The sequence below is a fragment of the Tannerella serpentiformis genome (assembly GCF_003033925.1).
In the GTDB taxonomy this organism is placed as follows: Bacteria; Bacteroidota; Bacteroidia; order Bacteroidales; family Tannerellaceae; genus Tannerella; species Tannerella serpentiformis.
This window is the reverse complement of sequence record NZ_CP028365.1, coordinates 2271313-2289141: the sequence shown is the minus strand read 5'-3', so window position 1 is coordinate 2289141 and position 17829 is coordinate 2271313. Positions and strand designations below refer to the sequence as shown.

The following is a 17829-nucleotide window of genomic DNA, read 5'->3' as shown; positions in this document are numbered from 1 at the left end:
AAAGCAAATGCCGCGAGACTTGCGGGACACCCCGCAAACGCCCAAAAGTTCTTCGAGGCACTTGCAACAGTGTTGTAGGTATTTCCAAAAACGTTTTGGTCGGGCTTCCGTAGAAACTCTCTGCGAGCTTTATTCTTACACCGAACTCACGTTAAACAGGGGGTATTTCATGGCTCTACCGGCCGTTTCCAGCCCGACCGGCCGGCTTGCTGCAATCAAAAATGGATTTACATTTGCGCCCTGAATCCACGGATAATCATAACAATAACAGATAGATCAAATGAAAAGAACATTCCAACCCTCCAACCGAAAGAGAAAGAATAAGCATGGTTTTCGCCTGAGAATGTCGACCGCTAACGGACGCCGCGTATTGGCCGCACGTCGTGCAAAGGGACGTAAGAAACTGACCGTATCCGACGAATATCCGAAGGCCTAAAAGCCCCCATCGGGAATAAAAAGCCACAGAAAAAACTGTCTGGCCCCACACATGAGAAAGTAAAAGTTTGAAGGAAAAGACTTTTACTTTCTTCGTTTTAAGCCCCAAACAAAACGCACACGCAGCCTTATGGAAAAGAAAAAAGACGCCGAAGACATACGGGAATGGTTCATGCGCCTACCGGTGGTAGTGCACATCTTCCTAGCTGCCATCGCACTCTGGCTCCTTTCACTCATGGTGCTGAAGTCCCTGGACGTATACACCCGCCACAACGAGTCCATCGTCGTGCCCAACGTGAAGGGGAAGACGCCCGAAGAGGCCCATCGGGAGATCCGAAAAATAGGGCTGCGTTACATCGTACTCGACTCCATCTATTCCAAGGATATGGCTCCGGGAGCCATCGTCGAGGTGGTGCCCGCCATCGGATCGAAGGTCAAGAAAGACCGCATCCTCTACCTGACTATCAACGCCCGCACGGCACAGATGGCCATCGTACCGGACGTCACCGACCTCTCTCTGCGCCAAGCCTTCGCCCTGCTGCAATCGCACGGATTCACGTCCATCGACGTCGTCTACGTCAGTGGCAGCTACCGCGATCTGGCGTTGGGCGTGCAGTTGCGCGGTAAGACGCTGAGGGCAGGCGATCGCGCACCCATCGCAGCCAAGATCGTGCTCCGGGTAAGCGACGGCGGCGAAGGCGGCACAGACTCCACATTCTGGTCGCCACGCTCCGAATCGGAATGGCGAGCCTCTCGCAGCAGCGATGACTCAGACGACGACGAAGAACGAGGAACCGACGACGAAGAATGATCCCCAACGAAGTAACTACCGACCACCGACCTATGACCCTCCAAGATGCCATGGCAGACGGCCTCTTCAATGAAGAGGACGACGACGAGGCTCCCGAAGTGCTCTATGAGCATTTCCGGTTTACGGCCGACCCGAACCAATCTCTGCTCCGCGTCGACAAGTTCCTCATCGACCGCATGACGCATACGAGCCGCAACCGCATTCAGCTGGCTGCCGATGCAGGCTATGTGCGGGTGGACGGGGTGCCGGTAAAGAACAACTACCGGGTGAAGCCGGGCGACGTGGTCACGATCGTCATGGCGCGTCCGCGGCACGCCTTCGAAGTCATCGCGGAGGATATTCCCCTCAATATCGTTTATGAGGACGAGGACCTGCTGGTGGTCAATAAGCCGGCGGGTCTTGTTGTGCATCCCGGGCACGGCAACTACACCGGCACGCTGGTCAATGCTCTGGCTTACTACCTCCGCAACCTGCCGAATTACGACCCCAACGACCCCCGCCTGGGACTCGTGCACCGTATCGACAAAGACACGTCCGGACTGCTCGTCGTAGCCAAAAACATCGACGCGAAGGCCCACCTCAGCCGCCAATTTTTCGAGAAGACTACCCAACGCTGCTACCAGACACTCGTCTGGGGTATCCCCAAAGCGGACGAGGGGCACATCGAGGGTAACATCGGCCGCGACCTACGCGACCGCCTCCGCATGGCAGTCTATCCGCCCGGAAGCGAGGAGGGAAAGTGGGCCGCCACAAACTACCGCGTCACCGAACGGCTGGGATACGTCAGTCTCCTAACTTGCCAACTCGAGACCGGTCGCACGCACCAGATCCGCGCCCACATGAGCCACATCGGCCATCCCGTCTTCAACGACGCCCGCTACGGCGGCGAACGCATCCTCAAGGGACGCCCCACGGGCAGCTACCGACAGTTCGTGCAGGAGGCCTTCGACACCTGTCCGCGTCAGGCTTTGCACGCCGAGACGTTAGGCTTCGTGCATCCCACCACGGGAAAGGAGCTCTTTTTCACGGCTCCCTTGCCCGACGATATGCAGGGGCTGATCAATAAATGGCGCACCTACTGCGCCAACAACACCTAACCCTTACCACCCATAGACGAACAATGAAAAAGCAGATTGCACTGGTAGCCGGGGGCTACTCCGGCGAGTACGAAGTCTCGCTCAAGAGCGCCGACGGCCTCTATTCCTTTATCGATCGAACGCGCTACGACCTCCATCGCGTCCTCCTGACCCGTGAAGCCTGGAGCGTACTTCTGGCCGACGGATCCCAGATGCCTATAGATCGCAATGACTTCAGCTACCGCACCCCTGACGGCCGACAAGTACACTTCGACTTGGCCTACATCACCATCCACGGCACGCCAGGCGAGGACGGTCGGCTGCAGGGCTATTTCGACATGATCGGCCTCCCCTACTCCTCCTGCGGCACGTTGGCCTCGGCCCTCACCTTTAATAAATACACCTGCACGCAGTTCCTACGGAGCCAAGGCCTACGCGTCGCCGACGCGATCCGTCTGCGGCGCGGCGAGCAGGTCTCCGAGGACACGGTCGTCAAGAGCCTCGGCCTGCCCGTCTTCGTCAAACCCAACGCGGGGGGGAGCAGCCTCGGCACGACAAAGGTGAAGGTGGCCGACAAGATCGAGGAGGCCGTACGGCGAGCCCTCACCTGCGACGACGAGGTGATCATCGAGCGCTTCGTGGCCGGTACCGAGGTGACGTGCGGCTGTTACCAGGCGAATGGGCGCATGACGCTGCTGCCGCTGACGGAGGTCGTGACCAGTAACGACTTCTTCGACTTCGACGCCAAATACAACGGACAGGTGAGCGAGATCACCCCCGCGCGGATCTCAGACGAGATGACCCGGTGGGTCCAAAACTTGACGCAAAACATCTACCGCCTGATCGGGGCCAAGGGAATCATCCGCGTGGACTTCATTATCCCCCCGGACGGCAGCGAACCCGTCGTGCTGGAGGTAAACACCACCCCGGGCATGACCACAACGAGCTTCATCCCGCAGCAGATCCGCGCCGCCGGTCTCCAAATCTCCGAGGTGATGACGGAAATCATTGAGAACGAGCTGAACAACCGCTGAACAACGCCCCACCTCACCCTTCCTATCCACATAAACACCGAGACATCGCAATGGAAACGACCTACCCCTCCCCCGCATTCGACGACATCCGCCCCGTAAACGACGCGGAAGTGCCCCAAGCCGTCGAGGATCTGATCTCGTCCGACGGACTCTGGCGCGCCCTCAGCTACATCGCCCCGGATGCCGACCGCGCAGCCCTCATCGAGACGATGCGCTCCTGCCGCACCAAGGCGGAATTTAAGCAGACCATCGGCTACAAGACAGTCATGGCCATTGCACGGCGGAGCACCTTCTCGCTGACCATCTCCGGCCGCAGCCGACTGCCCGAAGGCAAAGCGCCCTGCACCTTCATCTCCAACCACCGCGACATTGTCCTCGACGCCGCCTTCCTCAACGTCCTACTCTACGACGTGGGCTACGACATGACCCAAATTGCCATCGGGGACAACCTCCTCATCTATCCCTGGATCCGACTCCTGGTGCGGCTCAACAACAGCTTCATCGTCAAGCGCAACCTATCGGCCCGGCGACTGCTCGAAAACAGCCGCATCCTCTCGGCCTACATCCGCCACACCCTCCGCCAGACGCACGAGTCCATCTGGATCGCCCAGCGAGAGGGTCGCGCCAAAGACTCCAACGACCAGACCCAGACTTCAGTCCTCAAAATGCTCTGCATGGCCGGAGAGGGCGACGAGGGCCTGCTCGACAACCTGATGGAGCTCAACATCGTGCCCATCGCCATCTCCTACGAGTACGACCCCTGCGACTACCTCAAAGCCCGAGAGTTCCAACTGAGGCGCGACGACCTGAACTACGTCAAGAGCGAGCGCGACGACCTGCTGAGCATGGAGACCGGCATCATGGGCGACAAAGGGCGCGTGCATTTCACCATCGGCACGCCCCTGAACGACACCCTCCGACAGTTCGACCCCGCCATGCCCCGCCACGAGCTCCTCGCGGCCGCCGCAACGGCTATCGACCGCGACATCTACGCCCATTACCGCTTCTACCCAAGCAATTACGTGGCCTACGATCTGCTACACGCCACGCTGCGCTTCCGCATGAACTACGACCTCCGCGACAAAGCCCGCTTCGAGGCTTACCTCCAGCGACAACTCGACCGCATCGACCTGCCCCAAAAAGACGAGCCCTACCTGCGCACCAAAATGCTCGAGATGTACGCCAACCCCCTCAAGAACCACTGGGACACGAAACCCGAATGACCGCCTCCGACGAACGTCCCCGCCACGAACGCCTGCCCGAACCCACACTCCGCCGCCTGCCCTGGTATCTGGCTTACCTCAAGCTGATCCGCGGGCGTGGCGAAACGGTCGTCTCCTCCACCCGCATCGGAGCGGAGACGGGCGTAACCCCCGTGCAGGTGGCCAAGGACCTCTCCTACATCAACATCTCGGGTAAAACCCGCGTCGGTTACGAGGTGGACGCCCTGATAGGCATCCTCGACGACTTCCTCGGCTTCTCGCACGCCCACCGAGCCCTACTCTTCGGCGTCGGTCAGCTGGGGGCCGCCCTCATGCGTGACGCCGGTCTGGGGCAATACGGACTCGACATCGTTGCCGGCTTCGATGTCCGCCCCGAGCTGGTGGGCACCGAGATCGAAGGCATCCCCGTCTACCACATCGACGACCTCCCGGACCGCTGCCCCACGCTCGACGCCACCATTGCCGTCATTACCGTGCCGGTAGAGGAAGCCCAGCGCGTCACCGACCAAGTCCTGGCCTGCGGAATCCGCGCCCTCTGGAACTTTACCCCCTTCCGCATCCGGGTACCCCACAACGTCGTGGTGCAGAATACCTCCATCTATGCCAATCTCGCCGTCATGTTCAATCGCCTAAACAGCCTCACCACCCGATGAAGATTTTCGCCGTCGGCATGAACTACGCCGATCACAATAAAGAACTACAGCACACGTTTTTCTCCCCGGAGCCTACGATCTTCATGAAATCCGATCCCGTGCTGAAAGATGGCAAGCCCTTCTTCCTCCCCGACTTTACGGACGAGGTGCACTACGAGACGGAGCTCGTCATCAAGATCAACAGGCTGGGTAAAAACATCGACGAACGGTTCGCTGCTCGATACTATGACGAGGTGACCGTCGGCATAGACTTCACCGCTCGCGATCGGCAGCGAGACCTGCGCTCCAAAGGTCTTCCCTGGGAGCTCTGTAAGGCCTTTGACAACGCCGCAGCCGTCGGCCGCTTCGTCCCCTTGCAAGAGGTGGGCGGCGAAATCGGCCAAATCACCTTCCGTCTCGACCTCAACGGTCAGACAGTGCAACTGGGCCGAACGGCCGACATGCTCTTCCCCGTCGACCGCATCGTTGCCTTCGTCAGTCGATTCTTTACCCTGCGCATGGGCGACTTGATCTACACCGGCACCCCCTCGGGCGTCGGCCCCGTAGCCATCGGCGACCATTTAGAGGGCTTCATCGGCGACAAGCGGTTGCTCGATTTCTACATTAAGTAATTTGGGTTTCCCCCATCTCCCGTTGTTTCAAACAGTGGGAAACGTCTGCGACTGGGATCTCTTATTGTCTCAAACAATGGGTAACGTCTGCTCTCGGAACCGCTCATTATCTTGAACAATGACGCGTTTCCACCACAGGAAAATCCCGTTGTCTCAGACAATACTAAATACCTGATCCGGGTATTCAATAATGTCTCAGACAATAGCAAACGTGCGCGAAAAGAATCTACGATCGTCTCAGATAGTCATAAATGAGATGACTGTTGTTTAGTGCTGTCTCAATCAATCACGAATACCTCGATCAGGTATTTAGTATTGTCTGAGACAACGGTTCTCGTAGGCACTCGTTTCCTCCTATTGTTTCGGACAATGAGACCTTCGGGCAAAAGGTGTTTTCTATTGTTTCGGACAATGAGACCTTCAGGCACGAGGCATTTCTTATTGCTCAAAACAGCGAGAGATGGGTACATTTTTCGAACTTCTTCGTTTGAATCCATGGCGCGTTATCCATAGATTCGCCCCACTTTTTCGCTCATGTCTACATCTAACTTCTACATATGACACGTATACTGACCACGATATGCTGCGCCCTCGCCCTCTGGGCCCTTACCGCCACGGCCGCGCGCGCAGACGCCAAGCTCTATGCCCGCAGCTCTGCGCTGGCTGAGGGACGGTGGGTGAAGGTCCGCGTTGCCGACGACGGCATCTACAAACTCACCTACGACCAGCTCCGCGCCATGGGCTTCGCGGACCCGACCAAGGTCTCTGTCCACGGCTACGGCGGCTACATCCTCGACGAGGACTTCTCGCACGGCGGCTATGTCGACGACCTGCCCGCCACACCCGTCTACCGAGGCGCGGACTACATCCTCTTTTACGGGCGCGGCCCCATCAAGTGGACCTACGACCGCAAGGCCGGCACCTTCACCCACGAGGTGAACCCCTACGCCACGCACGGTTACTACTTCGTGACCGACGCCACGCCCACCGCCGACGCGGGCACGACCTCCGCCGACGTCACGGCCGCACGCGACGTGACCGTCTTCGACGACCACCTGCTGCACGAGGTGGATCGCGAGTTCCTTCAGAAATTGGGGCAGACCGGATCCGGCCGTGACCTCTTCGGCGAGAGTTTTTCCAGCACCCTATCGCAGACTTTTCCCTTCTCCGTGCCGGGCATCACGGCCGAAGAGGGCAAAGTCACGCTCCGTTTCGTGGCCTACACCGGGGTGACGGGCGCCGGCACAGTCACGCTCGCGATCGACGGCACGCAGCTGCTCCGCGGCACGATCCCGTTCGACAACGAGACCTACACCAAAGCCCACGAATACGTCGGCACCAGCTCCTGGCGCGGCGAAAAGAGCGAGGCGCCGAAGGTGACCGTGGCCTACGACAAGGCAGCGGCCGCCAACAGCTTCCTCGACTACATCCGCCTCCAGGTCCGCCGCACGCTCCGCGCCTACGACGCGCCCTTCACCTTCTTCCGCGACTTGACCTCGATGCGTTCCGCCTCCCGCTTCGTCATCTCCGGCGCCACGGAGGCGATGATCGTCCTCGACGTCACCCACCCTCAACGCGTCAGCCGCATGGCGACACGCCGCGACGGCTCCGCGCTCACGTTCTCCATCCCCGCCAGTGGCGACACCCTCCGGGAGTTCGTGCTGATCGACCCCACGAAGACCTTCCCCACCCCCGAGACCGTCGGGGCCGTGACGGCGCAAAACCTGCACGCCCTTCCGCAAACCGACATGGTGATCCTCTCTCCCCCGGCCTTCCTCAGCGAAGCCGAGCGGCTGGCCGCCAAGCACCGCACGAAGCGCGACTCGATCAGCGTCACCATCGTTACTCCCGAGCAGGTCTACAACGAATTCTCGAGCGGCACGCCAGATGCGACCGCCATCCGTCGCTTCATGAAGATGTTTTACGACCGTCGCTCCTCGGAGTCCGACGCCCCGAAATATCTGTTGCTCTTCGGCGATGGGTCGCACGACAACCGTCAGCTTTCTTCGGCCTGGAAGGGCATCGACATGACGAATTTCCTCCTCACTTACCAGTCCCACTTCTCCTTAGGTGGCAATTGGACGGGCGGCGGCGAGGAGCACGAGACCTTTGTGACGGATGATTACTTCGGTTTCCTGGACGACGGCGAGGGATCTCGCATCGGCACCTGCAACCTGCGACTCGGCATCGGCCGATTCCCCGTCCGCACAGTCACCCAGGCACGCGCGGCCGTCAACAAGGTCGTCGGCTACATCGATAACCCCTCCTTCGGCGCCTGGAAAAACAATCTCTGCTTCATCGGCGACGACGGCAACTCCACCGACGGCTACAAGACGCGCCACATGAGCGACGCCAACCGCCTCTCGCAATTCGTGGAGCAGAATTACCCGGAGTACATCAACCACCGCCTCCTTTTCGACGCTTATAAGAAGAGCAGCTCGGGCGGAGGCGGCAGCGGCGCCTACCCCGACGTGGTCACCGCCCTCCGAAACCTGCAGCGCGAAGGCACCATGCTGATCAACTACAATGGCCACGGTAACGCCCAGGCCCTGAGCGATGAGCACGTCATCACCCAGAGCATGATCCAGCAATATACCTACTCCCACCTGCCGCTCTGGATCACGGCTTCGTGCGATTTCACGCCCTTCGATCATACGGTCACCTCTGCCGGAGAGGATGTCTTCCTCAACGAGAAGAGTGGCGGCATTGCGCTGATCACCACCTCGCGCGTGGCCTACGATGAGCCTAATTTCAATATGAATGGCATCCTCCTCGAGCAACTTTTCAAACGCCGCGCGGACGGTCGTCGGGCCACCCTTGGGGAGGCACTGATGGGGATGAAAAACGGCTACTTGTCGTACCTCAACCGCTGCTTCGTCCTCATCGGCGACCCGGCCCTGACGCTCTCCTTCCCCACCTACGGGATCCGTGTGACAGAGATCAACGGCAAGTCCGCCACCGAGGGGACGGTGAACCTCCGGGCCCTCGACCGAGTGACGATCAAGGGCGAGGTGATCGGATTGGACAGCGCGCGGCTCACGGATTTCAACGGCGCCCTGACGGCCGTCGTCCTCGACAGCGAGAAAGAGATCACCACGCTCAACAACAACCGCACGGGCCACACCTACACCTACACCGATTACCCGAACACCATCCACCGGGGTAACACCGTCGTCACCAATGGCCAGTTCACGCTCAGCTTCACCGTCCCTGCCGACATCTCTTACTCCAATCGCAACGGGAAAATGAGCCTCTACGCCTACGACGCCGCGCAGCAGCGCGAGGCAAACGGCGCCTACCGTCGCTATACCGTGGGCGGCACCGCCACCCAGATCGAACGCGACACCGTCGGCCCGGACATCCGCCTGCTCTACCTCAACGACAGCACCTGGAGCGAGGGCGACAAGACGAACGAGACGCCCTTCTTCGTCGCCCACCTGCGCGACGCCTCGGGAATCAACATCACCGGCAGCAGCGTCGGGCACGACATCACGCTGACCATCGACAACAATCCCGCCCTCAGCTACAACCTGAACAGCTACTACGCCGACCGCACCGACGTCGCTGGTGAGGGCGTGGTGCGCTTCTCCATCCCGCGCCTTGCCGAGGGGACGCACACGGCGGAGTTCAAGGTGTGGGACATCTTCAACAACTCCACCACGCGCACCTTCACCTTCCAAGTCGAGAAGGGACTCCGACCGTCCATCACCGAGCTACGCGCCGGCCCCGTGCCAGCCCGCGACCAGGTGACCTTCTACCTCGACCACAATCGCCCGGAGTCACGCATGGAAGTCACGATCGGCGTCTACGATCTGGCGGGTCGCCTGCAATGGCAGCACACCGAGCAGGGATCGTCGGAGCTCTTCCACGCCTACACCGTCACGTGGGACTTGACCAACGGACGCGGCGCCCGTCTGCGCCCCGGCGTGTACATCTACCGCGCGGCCATCCGTACGGCGGGCTCGTCAGAGGCCACCCGCGCCCAGAAGATGGTGATCCTCGGAGCGAAAAACTAAAAACGAAAAGCCGGGTACATGATGGGATGCGTTCCCTCGTGTACCCGGCTTCAGTTTTCAGCTTTTCGCTTACACGGCCTGCTTAGTCAACACGTAGTGGTCGGCCAACTCACCGGTGACGCGGTGGCCGTCCTGATCGAGCATGATGAGGTGGTCGCCCTCGACGATGTAAGAGATCATATCGTCGCCTTCGCCCACGGTGATGCAGGCGTTAGCGGCGTCCCACTGGAACTTCCCGCTGGACTCGAATCGGCCGTCCTTCTTGTCCTTGTAGATCTCGGTCAGGCTGTAGGTGCCATCGGCACGCAGCTCGAGGGTCGTCTCGATGCCGCCACAGTCGGCGCAGGGGATGACGCCAGTGTAGACGCCCGCCTTGTCGAAGGCGGTGGATTCCGGTTGGGCCTCGGCCACGGCGACCGTGCTATCGGTCGGCGCCTCGGCGTTGTCGTTCACTTTTCCGGCCGAATTGCATGACGCCAAGCTCAGCGTCAGCGCGGCGACCGTACCGCAGAGTAAGAGGTTCTTCTTCATTTCTCTATAATCAATAATGATGGTGGATTACCGGCCGATGCAGTGATAGGTGAAGCCGGCTTCTTCGATCTCGGCGATGTTGTAGATGTTGCGGCCGTCGAGGATGAGGGGCGTCTTCATGAGGCTGCGGATGCGGGCCCAGGCGGGCAGGCGGAACTCCTTCCACTCGGTGACCACCATGAGCACGTCGGCGCCTTCGACGGTCTCGTAGATGTTCTTGGCGTAGGCGATGCGATCGCCGATGCGGCGGCGCGCCTCGGGGATGGCCACGGGGTCGTAGGCCGTAATCTGGCAACCGGCCTCGAGCAGACGGTCGATGAGTACGAGCGAGGGGGCCTCGCGCATGTCGTCCGTCTCGGGCTTGAAGGCCAGGCCCCACATGGCCACTTTGCGGCCTTGGAGATCGCCGCCGAAGTGGGCCGAGAGTTTGCGGAAGAGGAGGGTCTTCTGCTCCTCGTTCACGTCCTCCACGGCCTGAAGGATGCGCATCGGGTAGCCGTGATCGGAGGCGGTGCTGATGAGCGCCTTGACGTCCTTGGGGAAGCACGAGCCGCCGTAGCCGCAGCCGGCGTAGAGGAAGCTGCTGCCGATACGGGTGTCGGCGCCGATGCCCTTGCGCACCATGTTGACGTCGGCGCCGATGATCTCGCAGAGGTTGGCCATGTCGTTCATGAAGCTGATGCGGGTGGCGAGCATGGCGTTGGCAGCATATTTGGTCATCTCGGCCGAGGGGATGTCCATATAAATGATGCGGAAATTGTTGAGCATAAAGGGGTGATAGAGCTTCTCCATGAGCCGTCTGGCGCGGTCGGACTCGACGCCGACGACGATGCGGTCGGGGTGCATGAAGTCCTTCACGGCGGCGCCCTCCTTGAGGAACTCGGGGTTGGAGGCGATGTCGAAGTCGATCGTGACGCCGCGGCGGTCGAGCTCGTCGGCGATGGTCTGGCGGATGCGGCGAGCGGTGCCCACAGGGACGGTGCTCTTGGTCACCACCAGGAGGTATTTGTTCATCGCCCGGCCGATGGTGCGGGCCACGTCGAGGACGTACTTGAGGTCGGCGCTGCCGTCCTCGTCCGGCGGCGTACCGACGGCGCTAAAGACGATCTCGACCTGGTCGAGCACCTCGGTCAGGTCGGTGGTGAAATGGAGCCGGCCCACTTCGTAGTTGCGGATCACCATCTCCTCGAGGCCGGGTTCATAGATCGGCACGACGCCGTTCCGGAGGTTCTCAATCTTTTGGCGATCGATGTCCACACAGAACACCTCGACGCCCATCTCAGCAAAGCAGGTGCCGGTGACGAGACCGACGTAGCCTGTTCCAACGATTGCAATCTTCATTCGTTACGTATATAATAGGTAAGTGATTTGGGGCGCAAAAGAAACGATTTGCAGGGAAGCGGGCGGAGGGCGCTTCCCGCGGCGGGGACGGCGGCTTCTTGAAAATGCTCTTCGCGCGGCGGAAAGCGTTTTTCGGAGATTTTGCCCCATTTCCCGCCGCGGGAAACCGATCTCCAGAAAATTTTACCGCCTTCCCGCCGCACGAAACCGTTTTTCGGGAGATTTTATCGCCTTCCCGCCGCGGGAAACCGTTTTTCTGAGAATTTTTCCCATTTCCCGCCGCGGGAAGGCGTTTTTCGGAGAATTTACCCCATTTCCCGCCGCGGGAAGGCGTTTTTCGGAAGTTTTGATCGGTTTCCCGCGGCGGGAAGGCGTTTTTGGAAATCAGCGATCGGTTTCGCGTTTCATTTTGGTGTTTCACGGGAGCAGAGATCCATTTCGTGTTTGAGGACGACCTTTCTGCTTCAAAAACATCTTGCTCCAATTCAGGGGGAGCATCGAATCTTTTGGCATTTCATGCACCTTTGCATGGTTAATAAACACCCTGAGAGAAATGAAAATACTCGAAGTGACCTTGCCCCGGGTCATGAAATTTGAAGGGGGCAACAGACAGATGTTGAACATCTCGCTCCACACCCAGTTTCACTACCTGCAATACGGACTGGTGAAGGCGGTGGATCAGACAAAGCTCAAAATCCCTGTCACAGTGATGAACGCTTGGGACACGACGATCGGCGCGCAGACGAAGCTCGTCGAACAATCGGCCGTTTCCGAGCGTACCGCCAAAATGCTGGCTCTGGACAACGAACGCGACAACCTGCTGGACGGCATCTTTCATGTCGTTAGCGGTTTGAAGTACTCGCCCACGGAAGATACCCGCGAAGCCGCGCTACGCCTCGAGGCCAAACTGAAACCGTACAGCAACCTCCGCAGTCGCCCGTTCGAAATGGAAAGTGTGGGTATACGCGGCTTGGAAGACGACATGAAGACAAAGACGGCGGACATTGCAGCCGTTGGCCTCACCGACGTTCTGACGCGACTGCATACCGTCAATGAGGAGTACGAAAAGCTCCGCACCGATCGCCGTATCCAAACCTCCGACGAGAAACTCCCGACAGCTCAGCAGGTGCGTCCGCTGACTGACGCCGCCTACGATGTAGTCTGCCAGTACATTCAGTCAGCCTACCTCACCGCTACGGCCGAGGAGGACAAGGCGATGATCGAGCAGCTCGTCGATCGTATGAATAAGGTTGTGATCGACATTAAGGGCAACCAGCGTCAGATCTTGGCCAGTCGCAAGCCTAAGAATCCGAACGCTCCCAAGCAACCCAAGGAACCGAAGGCCCCCAAGGATCCGAAAACTCCGGAGCAGCCGAAGGAACCGAAGCAGCCGGAGACGCCTCAGCCGCCGAAACCGGGTGGCGAGAAACCGAAGGATCCGAAGAAACCGGGTGGCGACGATGGCAATCCGGACATCCATCTGCCGGAAGAATAAAAGGAGCACGAGGCTAATGATTATCCGGGGACGGCCCCAAAGGGACTGATCCCCGGGTGATCATCGGCCCACCCCCATTGATCACAGAATCATCCGAGACCACATGCCCCTCCCCCTCCGCCGCCTGCACCACGTAGCCGTCATCGCGAGCGACTATCGCCGATCGCTACAGTTCTATACCGACGTCCTCGGGCTCACCCTCCGCGCCGAACATTATCGCGCCGATCGGCAGTCGTACAAAGCCGACCTTGCACTGGGTGACACCTACGTCGTCGAGCTTTTCTCCTTCCCCTCCCCGCCCCCGCGGCCGTCGCATCCCGAAGCCGCAGGATTGCGTCACCTGGCCTTTGAGGTCGACAACATCGACGACGCCGTCCGTCACCTCGACCGCCTCGGCGTCCCCCACGAGCCCGTCCGCACCGACCCTTACACCGGCCGACGGTTCCTCTTCTTCACCGACCCCGACCGCCTCCCCCTCGAACTCTACGAAAAAGACTAACCCCCAAACACCTCACAGGAATATGAAAACCTCACTCTCCACCTATCAAGAATCCGCCGACTTCCTCGCCGGCCTCATCCCCGACATACCCCAGACGGCCATCATCCTCGGCAGCGGCCTCGGCGCCCTAGCCGACCGCCTCACCGACGCCACCGCCATCCCCTACGCCGCCATCCCCCACTTCGCGCGCTCCACGGCTACGGGCCACAAAGGCAACCTCCTCTTCGGCCGCCTCGGCAGTCAGTCGGTCATGGCCATGCAGGGCCGCTTCCATTATTATGAAGGATACACCATGGAGCAGGTCACCTTCCCGATCCGTGTCATGGCCCTCCTCGGTGTCCGCCGCCTGCTCGTCTCCAACGCCGCCGGTGGCATTAACAACACCTTCCACGTCGGCGACCTCATGATCATCCGCGATCATATCAACATGATGCCCAACCCGCTCATCGGCCCCAACGACGAACGCTTCGGCCCACGCTTCCCCGACATGACCCGCGCCTACGATCGCGACCTCATCCGCGCCGCCGAAGAGATCGCCCTCGAGCAAGGCATCACCCTCCGGAAAGGTGTCTACGTCGGCCTCACCGGCCCCTCCTACGAGACTCCCGCCGAATACGCCGCCTACGGTCGCCTCGGTGGCGATGCCATCGGTATGAGCACCGTCCCCGAAGTCATCGTCGCCCGTCACGCCGGCCTACGGGTCTTCGGCATGTCCGTCATCACGAACGAAGGCTACCACTTCGCCGACGATTTCGTCAACGACGCCGATGAAGTCGTCCGTGCCGCCAATCGAGCCACCGACGTCATGACACGCCTCTTCACCGCCCTCATCGAACGCACCGAGTAAAGCGCCCCTCCCTCCATGATCGGCCCCGCCCCACTCTACGCCCTCCTGCGACGTCTCGACATCCCCTTCGACTACATCGAGCATCCCCCACTCCCCACCCTCGACGTAGCCCGCGAAGTCCTCCGTGACCGCGACGTCCACCTCTGCAAGAACCTCTTCTTCCGCAATCACAAGGGCAACCGTCACTACCTCGTCATCCTCTCCGGCGACAGCTCGATGGACATCCATGCCATCGAGCATCGCCTTCACGAGGGCAAGCTCACCTTCGCCTCCGAGCACCGCTTGCTACGTTACCTCGGTGTCACGCCCGGCTCCGTCACCCCCTTCGCCCTCATCCACGACACCGACCACCATGTACGCGTCTTCCTCGACAAGAACCTCCTCCAATCCTCTCACCTCAGCTTCCATCCCTGCCTCAACACAGCCTCCCTAACTCTACCACTTGAGGGCTTCATTCGCTTCATGGATCACACCGGAAACGCTTACGAATGGATCGATCTTTATCCCGACGAGCCACAGCAGACAGACTCAGAATAAGTAAGATAGCCTGCTCCGCCAGCGATTCTCCTCAGAAATCACGAGAAAAAAATAATCGCAGAACGTTTGGACGTTTGGAAAACGGCTCTATCTTTGCGCCCGTCAATCGAGAGAGAGAGACAAAAAACATAAGCGGAAGTAGCTCAGTTGGTAGAGCACAACCTTGCCAAGGTTGGGGTCGCGGATTCGAGTTCCGTCTTCCGCTCTTTTTTATAGACGAGTAACACCTCCAATCACTGTAGCCTCATAGAATACAAGAAGAAAGAGATACAGCAAAAGAATAAAATGAATGAACGCTCGTCTTTCCAGCAATAGATGAATAGGCCCAGGTGGCGGAATTGGTAGACGCGCACGTTTCAGGTGCGTGTGTCGAGAGGCATGCAGGTTCGAGTCCTGTTCTGGGCACCCCTTTCATAATGCGCAGGTGGTGAAATTGGTAGACACGCTACTTTGAGGGGGTAGTGCCGGTAACGGTGTGTGAGTTCAAATCTCATCCTGCGTACAAGAAGTGGAAGAAGATAAATAGAAAAGAGAAGCGATTCTCTTTTTTTTCGTCTCCACATCACCGAATAAACAAGATAGAAAATACGAAGCAATGTCTAAGAGTTGTCAGATTACGGGAAAGAAAGCGATGTCGGGAAACAACGTCGCTCATTCTAATGTGCGAACAAGGCGCAAGTTCAACGTGAACCTCTTCGCAAAGAAGTTCTATTGGGTAGAGCAGGATTGCTGGGTTACATTGAATGTCTCAGCCGCAGGATTACGGCTCATCAACAAAATAGGACTCGATGCAGCAATCAAAAACGCAGCCGCTCAAGGTTTCTTGAGCTGACTATAACGCACATATAAAAGGAGGAAACAAGCGATGGCAAAGAAGGTAAAAGGCAATAGAATACAAGTGATTCTCGAATGCACAGAGCATAAAGAGAGCGGTATGCCCGGAATGTCGCGTTACATCACAACGAAAAATCGCAAAAACACTACACAGCGACTTGAGTTGAAGAAATACAATCCGATTCTGAAAAGAATGACAGTACACAAAGAGATAAAGTAATCAATAAGGAGATCGTAGATCATGGCAAAAAAGACCGTCGCAACGTTTAAGTCTGGAGAAGGCGGACGTACTTACTCGAAAGTGATCAAAATGGTTAAGTCACCAAAAACTGGAGCCTACGTTTTTCAGGAAGAGATGATCCCGAATGACGACGTAAAAGAATATTTCAAGAAATAGTCTTTTTGAATAAGAATCGCAAGTAGTAAAAGCTCTTACTCAATATCTTATTGGGTAAGAGCTTTTACTATTTAGTTAGACCCTCCGCGAAATCGAACCCGGCCAATGCCACATTGCTATATCTCACTTAGCTGTACAAAATCAAAAAATATAGACCCTCATGAAATTCGATGTATCAAGCTCAGCACTATCATTTCACTTACAGGCAATCAGTAAAGTAATCGCTTCAAAGAATACGGTTCCCATCCTTGATTGCTTCTTCTTTCGTCTGGATAAAGAAAGACGTAGACTCCTCATCACCGCCTCGGACATTGAGACGCGCTTAGAGACCTCGATCACTGCGCTGAACGTGGAAGGAGAAGGCGTATTCGCCATACCTGCTAAAATATTATTGGATCCGTTGAAGGAATTGCCGGAGCAGCCGCTAATGTTTGACGTTAACGACAACAACCTCTCAACAGTCATGCTATACGAAAATGGGAAGTATGAATTTGTTGCACAACGAGGCGACACCTACCCACAGCAAAAGGAAATGAAGAGCGACGCCGCCACATTCTCAATAGAAGCACCAGTACTGCTTAACGGCGTCAGCCGAACACTCTTTGCTACGGCCGAGGACGAGCTCCGCCCGGTAATGAATGGCGTTTTCTTAGATATCCAGCCGAACAGTGTCACATTCGTCGCTTCTGATGGCCACAAGCTGGTGCAGATTAGCAATCTGGCGACGAGGAGCGGAACCCATGCGTCGTTCGTGCTACCGAAAAAATCGGCAACCCTTCTGAAGACGTTGCTAGCCAAAGAGACAGAAGAAGTGAGTATTCGCTTCGACGAAAACACCGCCTCTATCAAGGCCTCCCATTTTGAGATGGTTTGCCGCCTGATTGAGGGACGTTATCCCAACTATAGCAGTGTGATTCCGAAGGACAATCCGAATCGTGTAACGGTCGATAGGCTCTATCTGCTAAACGTTCTCAAGCGTATCTCTCTCTCCTCCAATCCCGCCAGCGGACTTGTGCGATTGCAGCTAAGTCAGGAGGACGGGCTCACCATTTCAGCACAGGATATCGACTTCTCCACCTCGGCCGAGGAGATCGTTAAGTGCCAATACGACGGTACCAACTTAGACATTGGCTTTAAGGGGACGTTCCTAATCGAAATGTTGAACAACATCAACGCCACCGAGATCTGCATCGAACTGGCCGATCCGTCGCGCCCGGGCGTCATCGTACCCACAGAAAACGAGAAGGACGAACAGCTGCTTGCCCTACTCATGCCCATGATGCTGAACAATTAAGAAGCTGTTTGGAATTTATTTCGGAGGATATCGGAAGTATGTTTCTGATGATTTTGTTTCATCATTAGACGAGCATAGTAAGCTATGTGAGGATTAATGATGGAACAAAAAGGCAGAAACAGGCCCCGATAGACCCGAAATAGAAAGGAGAATGACCCGCCCAAACAGTTCCATAAAACAATCGCTCAATAAATT

At 57.9% G+C, this 17829-nt stretch carries 18 protein-coding genes and 3 tRNA genes; 19 read left to right on the top strand and 2 right to left on the bottom strand.

The features are described 5' to 3' along the window. Positions 1-280: 280 nt before the first annotated feature. The 8 genes from rpmH (at position 281) to porU (ending at position 9859) form a co-directional block, all read left to right on the top strand. Entirely contained in the window at positions 281-436 is a 156-nt protein-coding gene (gene rpmH / locus C7123_RS09685) for a 50S ribosomal protein L34 (RefSeq protein WP_083206816.1), read from the top strand. A gap of 129 nt (positions 437-565) precedes the next feature. After that, the gene (locus tag C7123_RS09680; protein WP_083206815.1) at positions 566-1246 is read left to right on the top strand and encodes a PASTA domain-containing protein; all 681 of its coding nucleotides are present in this window, start codon (positions 566-568) and stop codon (positions 1244-1246) included. 50 nt (positions 1247-1296) lie between these two features. Beyond that, entirely contained in the window at positions 1297-2343 is a 1047-nt protein-coding gene (locus C7123_RS09675) for an RluA family pseudouridine synthase (RefSeq protein WP_037985521.1), read from the top strand. Between the two features lie 23 nt (positions 2344-2366). Then, complete coding sequence (locus tag C7123_RS09670; RefSeq protein WP_107490646.1) at positions 2367-3356, top strand: D-alanine--D-alanine ligase; 990 nt, start codon at positions 2367-2369, stop codon at positions 3354-3356. A 50-nt stretch (positions 3357-3406) separates the two neighbouring features. Continuing rightward, positions 3407-4579, top strand: coding sequence for a 1-acyl-sn-glycerol-3-phosphate acyltransferase (locus tag C7123_RS09665; RefSeq protein WP_037998760.1), 1173 nt, complete (start codon positions 3407-3409; stop codon positions 4577-4579). After that, positions 4576-5232, top strand: coding sequence for a redox-sensing transcriptional repressor Rex (locus tag C7123_RS09660; protein WP_107490645.1), 657 nt, complete (start codon positions 4576-4578; stop codon positions 5230-5232). The genes C7123_RS09665 and C7123_RS09660 overlap by 4 nt, the downstream gene beginning before the upstream one ends. After that, positions 5229-5843: a fumarylacetoacetate hydrolase family protein gene (locus C7123_RS09655; protein ID WP_037979373.1), complete on the top strand. Its 615-nt coding sequence runs from the start codon at positions 5229-5231 to the stop codon at positions 5841-5843. Before C7123_RS09660 ends, C7123_RS09655 begins: the two co-directional genes overlap by 4 nt. Before the next feature lie 557 nt (positions 5844-6400). Beyond that, complete coding sequence (gene porU / locus C7123_RS09650; protein ID WP_107490644.1) at positions 6401-9859, top strand: type IX secretion system sortase PorU; 3459 nt, start codon at positions 6401-6403, stop codon at positions 9857-9859. A 69-nt stretch (positions 9860-9928) separates the two neighbouring features. On the opposite strand, the gene C7123_RS09645 is transcribed toward porU, so the two are convergent. Continuing rightward, positions 9929-10390 (bottom strand): copper resistance protein NlpE, encoded by a 462-nt coding sequence (locus C7123_RS09645; protein ID WP_069174891.1) that lies wholly within the window; start codon positions 10388-10390, stop codon positions 9929-9931. 27 nt (positions 10391-10417) lie between these two features. After that, positions 10418-11731, bottom strand: coding sequence for a UDP-glucose dehydrogenase family protein (locus C7123_RS09640; RefSeq protein ID WP_107490643.1), 1314 nt, complete (start codon positions 11729-11731; stop codon positions 10418-10420). A 553-nt stretch (positions 11732-12284) separates the two neighbouring features. Here C7123_RS09640 and C7123_RS09635 point away from each other — a divergent pair. The 11 genes from C7123_RS09635 to dnaN all read left to right on the top strand — a co-directional run bounded on the left by C7123_RS09635 (position 12285) and on the right by dnaN (position 17634). Next, on the top strand, positions 12285-13226 hold the full coding sequence (locus C7123_RS09635) for a DUF6261 family protein (RefSeq protein ID WP_107490642.1): 942 nt from the start codon (positions 12285-12287) through the stop codon (positions 13224-13226). Between the two features lie 103 nt (positions 13227-13329). Further along, complete coding sequence (gloA2, locus tag C7123_RS09630; protein ID WP_037998748.1) at positions 13330-13725, top strand: SMU1112c/YaeR family gloxylase I-like metalloprotein; 396 nt, start codon at positions 13330-13332, stop codon at positions 13723-13725. 22 nt (positions 13726-13747) lie between these two features. Then, entirely contained in the window at positions 13748-14572 is an 825-nt protein-coding gene (locus tag C7123_RS09625; RefSeq protein ID WP_069174888.1) for a purine nucleoside phosphorylase I, inosine and guanosine-specific, read from the top strand. A gap of 15 nt (positions 14573-14587) precedes the next feature. Then, positions 14588-15109 carry a prolyl-tRNA synthetase associated domain-containing protein gene (locus C7123_RS09620; protein ID WP_069174887.1) on the top strand — a complete coding sequence of 174 codons (522 nt, stop codon included), beginning with the start codon at positions 14588-14590 and terminating at the stop codon, positions 15107-15109. Positions 15110-15241: 132 nt separating this feature from the next. Next, a tRNA-Gly gene (locus C7123_RS09615) sits at positions 15242-15314 on the top strand. A 118-nt stretch (positions 15315-15432) separates the two neighbouring features. Further along, a tRNA-Leu gene (locus tag C7123_RS09610) sits at positions 15433-15514 on the top strand. Positions 15515-15527: 13 nt separating this feature from the next. Then, positions 15528-15611 (top strand) — tRNA-Leu (locus tag C7123_RS09605). A 93-nt stretch (positions 15612-15704) separates the two neighbouring features. Beyond that, positions 15705-15941 carry a 50S ribosomal protein L28 gene (rpmB, locus tag C7123_RS09600; protein WP_037982555.1) on the top strand — a complete coding sequence of 79 codons (237 nt, stop codon included), beginning with the start codon at positions 15705-15707 and terminating at the stop codon, positions 15939-15941. 33 nt (positions 15942-15974) lie between these two features. Beyond that, positions 15975-16163: a 50S ribosomal protein L33 gene (rpmG, locus tag C7123_RS09595; RefSeq protein WP_037982558.1), complete on the top strand. Its 189-nt coding sequence runs from the start codon at positions 15975-15977 to the stop codon at positions 16161-16163. A 21-nt stretch (positions 16164-16184) separates the two neighbouring features. After that, positions 16185-16340, top strand: a complete 156-nt coding sequence (locus tag C7123_RS09590) for a DUF4295 domain-containing protein (RefSeq protein ID WP_083206814.1) — start codon at positions 16185-16187, stop codon at positions 16338-16340. A 160-nt stretch (positions 16341-16500) separates the two neighbouring features. Further along, positions 16501-17634, top strand: a complete 1134-nt coding sequence (gene dnaN, locus C7123_RS09585; RefSeq protein WP_069174886.1) for a DNA polymerase III subunit beta — start codon at positions 16501-16503, stop codon at positions 17632-17634. Positions 17635-17829 lie beyond the last annotated feature (195 nt).